General features: G+C 61.5%; 3 protein-coding genes and 1 pseudogene. 3 read left to right on the top strand and 1 reads right to left on the bottom strand.

Annotation, left to right across the window (positions count from 1 at the left end; translation table 11 throughout):
- Positions 1 to 87 precede the first annotated feature (87 nt).
- Together ACPYOJ_RS32975 and ACPYOJ_RS32970 are read left to right on the top strand one after the other, a co-directional pair.
- A pseudogene (locus ACPYOJ_RS32975) lies at positions 88 to 1,938 on the top strand (tandem-95 repeat protein); the annotation flags it as partial.
- A gap of 666 nt (positions 1,939 to 2,604) precedes the next feature.
- Positions 2,605 to 7,170, top strand: a complete 4,566-nt coding sequence (locus ACPYOJ_RS32970; protein ID WP_481420001.1) for a beta strand repeat-containing protein — start codon at positions 2,605 to 2,607, stop codon at positions 7,168 to 7,170.
- Between the two features lie 57 nt (positions 7,171 to 7,227).
- On the opposite strand, the gene ACPYOJ_RS32965 is transcribed toward ACPYOJ_RS32970, so the two are convergent.
- On the bottom strand, positions 7,228 to 7,839 hold the full coding sequence (locus ACPYOJ_RS32965) for a GGDEF domain-containing protein (protein ID WP_481420000.1): 612 nt from the start codon (positions 7,837 to 7,839) through the stop codon (positions 7,228 to 7,230).
- A gap of 499 nt (positions 7,840 to 8,338) precedes the next feature.
- Between ACPYOJ_RS32965 and ACPYOJ_RS32960 the strand changes: the two genes are divergently transcribed.
- On the top strand, positions 8,339 to 9,123 hold a 785-nt coding region (locus ACPYOJ_RS32960), incomplete at its 3' end, for a TolC family protein (RefSeq protein ID WP_481419999.1).

Genomic DNA, 9,123 nt, shown 5'->3' with positions numbered 1-9,123 from the left:
GTTGGCCAGGACGTCGTCACCCGCAGCCTGACCGAAACGGATGCCGCCCTGACGACGCAGGGCGATCTGAAGGTGCACGACGCCGACATGACGGATGTCGTCACCGCCAAGGTTCTGGCGGTTACCGGCGGTGGTGCCGGTTACAACCCGGCAACGGCAGGCGCGATCGACTTCCTGCACCTGTCGACCAACCCGGTCGTCAACGGCAATTCGGACGGCACGCTACACTGGACCTTCAATTCCGGCAGCCAGAACTTCGACTTCCTGCCTGCCGGCTGGCAGACCCGGCTGGACTACACGGTCGAGGTCACCGACAGCAATGGCGTCAAGGACACGCAGGTCATCAGCATCCTGATCACCGGCACCAACGACGCACCCGTCATCAGCATCCCGACCGGCGAGACCGTATCGACGACCATCCCCGGCTTCGTTGGCCAGGAGGCCGTAACGCGGAGCCTGACCGAGACGGATGCCGCCCTGACGACGCAGGGCGACCTGAAGGTGCATGATGCCGACATGACGGATGTCGTCACCGCCAAGGTTCTGGTGGTTACCGGCGGTGGTGCCGGTTACAACCCGGCAACCGCAGGCGCGATCGACTTCCTGCACCTGTCGACCAATCCGGTCGTCAACGGCAATTCGGACGGCACGCTGCACTGGACCTTCAATTCCGGCAGCCAGAACTTCGACTTCCTGCCGGCCGGCTGGCAGACGCGGCTGGACTACACGGTCGAGGTCACGGACAGCAATGGCGCCAAGGACACGCAGGTCATCAGCATCCTGATCACCGGTACCAACGACGCGCCCGTCATCAGCATCCCGACCGGCGAAACCGTATCGACGACCGTCCCCGGCTTCGTCGGCCAGGAGGCCGTCACGCGCAGCCTGACCGAAACGGATGCCGCCCTGACGACGCAGGGCGACCTGAAGGTGCATGACGCCGATATGACTGACGTCGTCACAGCCAAGGTTCTGGCGGTTACCGGCGGTGGTGCGGGTTACAATCCGGCAACGGCAGGCGCGCTCGACTTCCTGCACCTGTCGACCAACCCGGTCGTCAACGGCAATTCCGATGGCACGCTGCACTGGACCTTCAACTCCGGCAGCCAGACCTTTGGCTTCCTGCCGGCTGGCTACCAGACCCGGCTGGACTACACCGTCGAGGTCACGGACAGCCACGGCGCCAAGGACACGCAGGTCATCAGCATCCTGATCACCGGCACCAACGACGCGCCTGTGATCACAGGCTCATCCAATCCGCAAGGCGTGGCGGAGATTGTCGGCGATTCGTCCGCACAGGACATTCTGTTGACGGGCGGCGTACTTGCCGTTTCCGATACCGACGTCGGCGATACCCTGCATCCGTCCGTCTCTGGCAACGCGACAGCCGCCTGGAGCCGTGGCGATCTGCCCGCCGGTGTCGATGTGTCGGCTCTGATCGCCTCGTCGGCGATCCACTTCTCGGCTGACAAGGTCTCCAACAGTGGCGGAATGGGCTTCGACTGGACCTATGACCCGCAGGCTGCAAACCTGGACTGGCTGGGCGAAGGCCAAACGCTGACGATCACCTACCAGGCGCAGATCAACGACGGTCATGGCAATGTCGGTTCGCAACCGCTGACGATCACCATCACCGGCACGAACGACGCGCCGGTGGCGACGGCCGACAGCTTCGCCTTGAACGAGGATCAAGCCATCACGTTCACCGGCGCGATGCTGACTGGCAACGACACGGACGTCGATCAGCAGGACACGCTGACGGTTTTTTCCGTCGACGGTGCCCTGCACGGCACGGTCAGCCTGAACAACGGCAATCCGATCTTCACGCCAGCGGCGAATTTCAGCGGCGTTGCCGGTTTCGACTACTCCGTTTCGGATGGCCACGGCGGCACTTCGACCGCTCATGTCACGATCGACATCGCGCCGGACGCCGATGCGCCGACCTTCACCATCCAGAACGGTGCGCCGGCAGCGGTTGGTAGCGATTTCCAGGCGAACAGCACGTCCCAGATGGACCAGTTCAATGCCAGCGCGACAGCGCTCACGGGCGGCGGTTACGTCACCGTCTGGACGTCGACGATGCAGGATTCCAACCTCACGAATGGCATCTATGCGCAGCGCTACGATGCTTCGGGCAACAAGGTCGGCGGCGAGTTCCGCGTCAATACCGATGTCACCGGCAACCAGGATCAGGCCAACGCGCATGCTCTGGCGGATGGCGGCTTTATCATTACCTATACGTCCAATGGACGCGGCGGCGAGGATAGCGACGGCATCTACTCCCAGCGCTTCAATGCCGACGGCAGCGCCAATGGGCCGGAGATTCATATCAACACCTATACTGCCGGCTCTCAGACGAACAGCACGATCAGCGATCTGCCTGGTGGCGGCTTCGTCGTCACATGGACGTCCACTGGGCAGGATGGCAGCGGCGCCGGCGTCTACGGCCAGCGTTTCGATGCCGCCGGTCATGCGGCAGGCGGTGAATTCCGTGTCAACACGACAACGGATGGCAACCAGTTGGACAGCGATGTCACGACGCTCTCGAATGGCGGCTTCGTCGTCACTTGGAACGGTCAGGGCAGCGATGGTACCGGCATTTACATGCAGCGGTTCGATGCAAACGGCACACCGCAGGGCGGCGAAACGCACGTAAACGCCGGCGGCAATGCCACCACCGCATCCGTGACGGCGCTGGCAGGCGGCGGCTTTGTCGTCGTCTGGGCCGATAGTGCTTCCAATGCGGTCAAGGCGCAGATTTTTGATGCCGCTGGAGGCAAGGTGGGAGGCGAAGCCGTCGTCCAGTCCGCCGAGTTCGGCACTCAGGATGCACCGTCGGTGACGGCTCTTGCGGACGGCACCTTCGTCGTCACCTGGAATTCATCGGAGAACCCCAACGACCACTTCGTCAAGGGCCAGCGCTATGCTGCCGATGGCACGCCGCTCGGCGGGCACTTCGATCTGACCTCGTCCGGCTCAACGCATCCCGGCGAGACCGGCAGCCCGCTCGTCCAGCTGCAGGATGGCAGCCTGGTCGGCGTCTGGCAGCAGCATGGCGAGATTGACGGCCACGCCTTCAGCGTGCCGAACAACGGCCAGGAAGACCATGTGGTCACCCTGTCCAAGATGGACCTAGTGCTCACGGATACCGACGGTTCCGAGACGCTGGCCGTCAAGCTGTCCGGCTTCCCGGCAGGCGCGACCTTCTCGGTGGGTGCGTTAGGCGAGGGCGGCACCTGGATCATCTCCGATCCGGCCCAGATCGCCTCACTGAACACGACGCCGCTCACCATGACCCCGCCGGCCAACTGGAACGGTCACTTTACGCTGTCCGTGACGGCGACGGTCACCGATACCGCAACGCTGACGGACGGCGTGCACGCTGACACACAGTCCTGGACGCAGACGATCGACGTCGGCGTACAAGGCGTCAACGACGCACCGGTTGCTCCGGCAGTGACACTTGCAGCGATCGCCGAGGACAGCGGTGCGCATGTGATCACGCAGGCCCAGCTTCTGGCCGGTGCGACCGATCTCGATGGCAACGCGCTGACGGCGACCGGGCTGCACATCACTTCCGGCTCCGGTACGCTGACCGACAACGGCAACGGCACCTGGACCTATACGCCGGATGAGAACGTCGACACGCAGGTAAGCTTCGGCTACAGCGTGACGGACGGCGCGGCGACGGTTGCCGGTAGCGCCACGCTGGATATCACTCCTGTCAACGACGCACCGGTTGCTCCGGCAGTGACACTTGCTGCGATCGCCGAAGACAGCGGTGCGCATCTGATCACCCAGGCCCAGCTTCTGGCCGGTGCGACGGATGTCGATAGCGCTTCGCTGACGGCGACCGAGCTGCATATCACTTTGGGCTCCGGTACGCTGACCGACAACGGCAACGGCACCTGGACCTATACGCCGGATGCGAACGACGACACGCAGGTAAGCTTCGGCTACAGCGTAACGGACGGTGCGGCGACGGTTGCCGGTAGCGCCACGCTGGACATCACCCCGGTCAACGACGCGCCGTTGACGACGCCGGTCACGCTGGCGGCGATTGCCGAAGACAGCGGAACTCGCCTGATCACACAGGCTGAACTTCTGTCTCATGCTTCGGACATCGACGGCCCGTCGCTGACGGCGAGCGGGCTGCACATTGCTTCCGGCTCCGGTACGCTGACCGACAACGGCAACGGCACCTGGACCTACACCCCGGCGGCGAACGACGACACGCAGGTGAGCTTCGGCTACAGCGTGACGGACGGCGCTGCGACGGTTGCCGGTAGCGCCACGCTGGACATCACCCCGGTCAACGACGCACCGGTTGCTCCGGCAGTGACACTTGTTGCGATCGCCGAAGACAGCGGCGCGCATCTGATCACCCAGGCCCAGCTTCTGGCCGGTGCGACCGATGCCGATGGCAACGCGCTGACGGCGACCGGCCTGCACATCGCTTCCGGCTCCGGTACGCTGACCGACAACCACAACGGCACCTGGACCTACACGCCGGCAGCGAACGACGGCACGCAGGTGAGCTTCGGCTACAGTGTGACGGACGGCACGGCGACGGTTGCCGGTAGCGCTACGCTGGATATCACCCCCGTCAACGACGGTGCGGCGACGGTCTCCATCAGCGATACGACGCAGCAGGCAGGCGCGCCGAAAGTCGGCGACGTTCTTCAGGCGGCGCTGGGTGCCGATCCGGATGGTGCACAGTCCAATATCGCCTATCACTGGCTGCGCGACGGCGTTGACACCGGCGCGAGCGGCGCGAACTACACGCTTGGAGCGGCAGACGCCGGACATGCCATTTCGGTCAGGACCACATATACCGACGGGCAGAACTTCAATGAAACGGTGACCAGTGCTGCGACAGCGACGGTCGTCTCGGCAAACAATGCTCCGCAGCTTGCGAACGACACAGTCATCACCAACACCTCGTCCATCTCAATCCCTGATTGGGTATTGCTTCTCAACGACCACGATCCGGACGGCAATAGCCTTCAGATAACGGATGCCAGCGCCACCTCGTTCCTCGATATTGCGAGTCACAATTCGGGCGCAGTTTCGTTCGCGGACATATTACCCGGCGGCGGTTCGTTTAACTACACCGCTTCGGATGGCACGGCGACGAAGACTGCTGGGGTCGACGTGGAACGCCAGTTCGGCGATCTATCTGGAACCGCTGCGGCCGAGATACTGATCGCCGCGAACGGCGGAAGTACCATCGACGGCGGCGGCGGCGGTGACATCATTTTCGGAGGGAATGGCAAGGATAGCATCTATGCCTACAACGGCCTCGTCCATGTCGATGGCGGTAATGGAACCGATACTCTCAGGTTGAACACGCAAGGCAATGGCGTTTCGGTGGATCTCTCATCCGCAACGATCGTCAGCGTAGAAAATCTGGAAGCCGTAGATGGTGGTATTTTTGCCAGCTACAGTCAGTCCATTACCCTTTCTGCGACCCAATTGGCCGGTTTCTCGTCTATCGACATGAACGACGGCTCCGATACGTTGAACGTCAAGGTCAGCGGTTCGGTGGATATCTCCGGCGCCGGAAGCCCGAATATCGACAACGTCGAAACCGGCAATCTGATCGGAACTGGCGGCGACGACTCGATCACCCTTACCGGTTCTCAGTTGAACGCCATTCTGATCGGCAGCGGCGACATCGATCTCGGAGGCGGCACCGACACCATCAACCTGAAGTCCACTTCGACGGAACTCAATGGACTGGGCAATAGCGGCCTGCAGGGTGTCGAGGTCATCTCTGCAGCGTTGGGGTCCGGAGTCACGATTAACGTTGCCAATCAGTCGGAAGGCTTCACGCTCATCGGCAGTTCCAGTGGCGATAGCCTGACCGGCGGCAGCGGCAATGATACGATCAAGGGCGGCGCAGGAAACGACACCCTGAAGGGCGGCAGCGGCAGCGATACATTCGTATGGGGATCGGAGAACTTGAGCAGCGGCAATGCCGATACGGTTACCAACTATAGCTTTAGCGACGGGGACAAGATCGACCTTCAAAGCCTCGTCGGCTCAATCGGCAGTGGCAAGGATGTCTCGGACTACCTGCGGGTCACAATAAACGGCTCGGATCTTCGTGTGCAAGTCAGCATCAACGGAAATGGTAGTTTCACAACGGCCTATACCCTGAGTGGTGCTAATGGAAGCGGCGTTGATTCCGTTCGGGTACACATCGGGGGTGGGGACTACGTTGTCCGGAGCGACGGTACGTTTGTCGGCACAACCGACCCCATCGTCCTCGACCTCGACCACAACGGCGTCGCGCTGACCTCGCTCGATCACGGCGTCCAGTTCGATATCAATGCCGACGGTCACAAGGATCAGATCGCCTGGACGGCCGGCAGCGACGGCATCCTGGCGCTCGATGTCGATGGCAACGGCAAGATCGACAATGGCAGCGAGATCTTTTCGCCGCACTTTGCCGGTGGCAGCTATGCGGATGGCCTGGCGGCGCTTTCGACGCTCGACAGCAACCATGACGGCAAGATCGATGCGGCCGATGAGGCCTTCTCGAAGCTCACCATCTGGAAGGACTTGAACCACAACGGCCTCACAGACAACGGCGAACTGTCGAACCTGGCCGATCATTCGATCATCAGCATCTCGCTCGATGCTTCGGCTTCGGATGCTGAGATCAACGGCCAGTCGATCCTTGCTCAAGGCAGCTACACAACCGCTGACGGTGGGACCGGCAGCTTCGTCGAAGTTGGCTTTGATACGACGCTCGGCGCGGCGGATCAGAACAGCACGACGCTGATCGGCACTGACGGCGACGACCACCTCCATGGCGGCGCCGGCATGTACATGATGACGGGCGGGGCAGGGGCCGACACCTTCGTCCTCGATGCCGACGCCTTCAAGGATGTGAAGCTGGCTGACGTGATCACCGACTACAAGGCAAGCGAAGGCGACACGCTCGACGTATCGAACCTTCTCAACTCCTTGCTCGGTCACGAGGCAAGCGAGGCGGAAGCGCTCTCCAGCGTCAAGACAACGGTCAGCGGTGCAAATACCGTCGTTAGCGTCAACGACAACGGCGCCTGGCACGACGTGGCGGTTCTTCAGGGCACTGCGGAAGCGGTCAAGATCCTCTACGACGACAAGCACGACGCAACGACTGCACCGCATGTCGGCTGATGGGATCGGACGAAAATCCAAGAAAAGGCGCGAAAGCGCCTTTTCTGTTTTCTGACATCAGGCCGCCGGCAATCTGGCGATCGCCATCGGCTCGCCGTCCTCGGTCGTGCCGTCGAATGCCATCTCGTCCGCGAGCTGCCTGATGCGATTGAAATCCTCAGTCCCCTCGAAGAGCGCGCCGCCAAGCTTGATCTTCAGGTCGAGGGGGGCTTCGGCGGTTTCGAACGCGGCCTGCTCGACGCGTCTGCGGATGCGGGCGCCGATATCCTGGGCGTTTTCCGGCGTGGCGCCCGGAAGGAAGATGCCGAGCTCGTTGGTGGCCAGCCGCGCGACGAGATCACCGCTTCTGATCGAGCTCTTGATGATCTCGGCCAGCGACTGCATCACTGTGTCGGCCCATTGCGGGCCGTAGCGGCGGCTGACCGTATCGAACGTCTCGACGACCACGGCGATCATGATGCCGCCGGCATCGGTCGCGATCTTCCGGCGGCGATCGACATAATGCGTCATCGCAGCCGCAAAGGCGGTGCCGTTGAGCGCATTCGTCACCGGATCGTGGCGTGCGGCATGGTTCATCCTTGCGCGCACCGCCGCAAGTTCGGCATTGCGCAGCTGCAGCGCCAACAGCAGCGGAAATGCAACAACAAAAGAAATTAAAGGAATACTCACAAATCCTACCAAAAATGGTTTATCCGGGAGTAGAAGGTTTAAGATAAGTAAAAATCCAGTGGAGCCCGCGACGCAGCACAACGCGCCGATTGCAGCGCGCAGCAGGGCGGGTTTTAGAGAGGCTAGGGAGTAGCGGTTAGCAAAGATCATGGCGGTTATGTACTCACTGAGGGTGAGCGTTTAGCTAACCGCTAGCACAAAAAATACCGATTAAAAAATCCCGTAAAATTGTTGCTTTAAGTGGGAAAACCTTAGAGTTAACTGTCTTCGAAGGAAGAAGCCGCAGGCCAGTTGGAGTATGGATAACTTAATGCTACTTGCTTACCGGTGAGAAAGAATCCGGGTAGATAGGTAGGCGGATTAATCACAGGTGATGAGGGCATCGGTCTTGTTTAGGGGCAAAAGAATTTTCGCAGCACTGTCTGCGACTGTTGCTTTGAATTTTGCATTTTGCGTTGACGCTAATGCTATTTCGTTGCAGCAGGCTATTGAAAAAACCATGAAGACGAACCCGCAGATCTTGCAGGCTGCGAAGGATCGTGAAGCAATCGAGTTTGAGCTTCGCCAGGCGCGCGGGCTTTACTTGCCCTCTGTTGACCTGGACGCGGGAAGCGGCCGCCGTCGTCTGTCGAATTCTTCGAGCGGAACGCTGAATTCTGACAGTGATTGGTTGTCTCCCAACAGCGTTGGTCTCACCATCACGCAGCGGCTTTTCGACGGCGGCGACCGCCGGGCGCAGGTGGATCAGCAGGCATCGCGCGTTGACGGCGCCTCGTTCCGCGTCCTCGAGCGTTCCGAATCGCTCGCGCTTGAGGTGACGCAGGACTATCTCGAATATATCCTTCAGAACCAGATCGTTAAGGCGGCCCAGGATAACCTCGCCTTCCACAACCAGATCCTCGGCAACATCGAGCAGAGCATCAAGGGCGGCACGCTGACCGACGCCGACCGTCTGCAGGGCGTCGAGCGCCAGCAGGCTGCTGCCGCCCGTCTGCAGGAAGCCAACGAAGAGCTGGAAGCGACGAAGATTCGCTTCCTGCAGGTCGTGGGCGAGCCGATCACCGGCGCGCAGACCCCGCCTTCCGTCGCCAAGTTCGTGCCGAAGACGCTGAACGACGCCGTCTTCGTCGCCGGCAAGAACAGCCCTCGTATCTACTCCGCCAATGCGGATATCGATGCGGCTGATGCCGGCGTGCGCGGCGCGCGCGCCAATTACATGCCGAAGGTCGACCTCGAAGGCACCGCCCGGCTTGGCGACGACATCAACGACGACAGCGGCAATAC

The sequence above is a fragment of the Rhizobium sp. SVR5-9E genome, from assembly GCF_056755095.1.
The sequence above is the reverse complement of the archived record's forward strand: the minus strand, read 5'-3'. Positions and strand labels throughout refer to the sequence as shown.